The 1384-nt window shown below is 37.9% G+C and carries 3 protein-coding genes; 2 read left to right on the forward strand and 1 reads right to left on the reverse strand.

Annotated features, from left to right (window positions below; all coding sequences use genetic code 11):
* Together ABDZ72_RS09415 and ABDZ72_RS09420 are read left to right on the forward strand one after the other, a co-directional pair.
* The coding region (locus ABDZ72_RS09415) for an integrase core domain-containing protein (protein ID WP_343752563.1) at positions 1-364 on the forward strand (364 nt) is incomplete at its 5' end.
* Between the two features lie 246 nt (positions 365-610).
* On the forward strand, positions 611-850 hold the full coding sequence (locus ABDZ72_RS09420; protein ID WP_343752564.1) for a hypothetical protein: 240 nt from the start codon (positions 611-613) through the stop codon (positions 848-850).
* Between the two features lie 298 nt (positions 851-1148).
* Here the strand turns inward: ABDZ72_RS09420 and ABDZ72_RS09425 are convergent.
* The coding region (locus ABDZ72_RS09425) for a hypothetical protein (RefSeq protein WP_343752565.1) at positions 1149-1384 on the reverse strand (236 nt) is incomplete at its 5' end.

A 1384-nucleotide genomic window follows, 5' to 3' on the forward strand; every position in this document is an offset into this window, starting at 1 on the left:
GGAGTTGGATCAGACACTGGAAATGGACTTTGTCCTGGAAGCTGTTCAGCGTGCATTCGCAATCGGAACACCGGATATATTTAATAGCGATCAGGGCAGTCATTTCACCAGTTCCAGCTATATCAATCTACTGAAGGAGCACCCATCTATACAAATCAGTATGGATTCTAAGGGGCGTGCCCTGGACAATATCCGTATCGAACGATTTTGGCGCAACCTCAAATATGAAGAGGTCTATCTGAAAGACTATGCCACACCGAGGGATGCAAGAAACAATATACGAGAGTATATGAAAACCTATAACCATGAGCGCCCTCATCAGTCATTAAACTATAAAACGCCTGAATCCGTCTATTGTCACTAAGAGTTGATCCTTTCCATCTTTGGGCCATTATCTTTCCCATGTCAGAACCCGTCAAGGGTAAAAGCGCCCCTTGACGGAACCTGACATAGGAAAGACCCCGTTTTCTAAGATGGAAAAGGACGACAAGCATGAACCAACTTTCACCTTATTTTTATAAAATATGTGTCTTGACACTGGGGTCCACCTAAGAAATGCGCCCATTACTGCTTTATCGGGCTATTATGTTGAGGAAAAAGGGGGGGTAAAATGATCTTTACTAACTGGGTTTCTTATGCCGCTGTCGGACTTATGGTGGCTGTATTACTTTATGCGATTTTCAGTGTATTTTTTAAAAAACCAATGGGCTTATATATTGCAGCAGCACTCCACATTGTATTAGGAATATTGTCGCTTCCATCAATCGGACTGTATGTATTAGGAGTAGCCATTATTGAATTAATTATTGGAATTGTAATGACTGTAAAAAGAACAGCATTGAGTAGTTGAAGTGGTTAACGGGCGCATTGTTTAATAAATGGATGCTGCGTCCGAATCGAGCCAGATTGTGAAATTATTATAGAAAAAGGAGTTGAAAATAGATGGTGAGTTCTTTTAATCCAATAGGTATTATAATGATCTTGGCAATAATAACTGTTGTAATCACATTAATTATTTTTGTAATCCGAAAAGGCACCCAACCCAATAAAAAACTTAAACACGAAAACGAAAAATTAAAAAGAGAACTAAATAATTATAAAAAACGTTAAAGCAATAAAAAAATAAAGCTTATTACAAAACCGGGCGCCTATCTGGAATAAAGATCAGCGCCCATTCCCTGCGGAAAAGGGCTAAGTTGTTGAATAGCAATACCACTTTTTATAAAACGTTGGTAAGGTATCATTCCAATTGAGCTTAACAAAATAGCGATCAAAGTAACATAGTTTGTTATTTTGCTAATTAAAATTTCAGTTAGGAGCATTCCTGTAATGAAAAAATTTGATGTGAAATCGACGAAAACGCCAAATGCATAAAAAAGTCCCC

Source organism: Lentibacillus halophilus, assembly GCF_039522485.1.
Classification (GTDB): Bacteria; Bacillota; Bacilli; order Bacillales; family Amphibacillaceae; genus Lentibacillus; species Lentibacillus halophilus.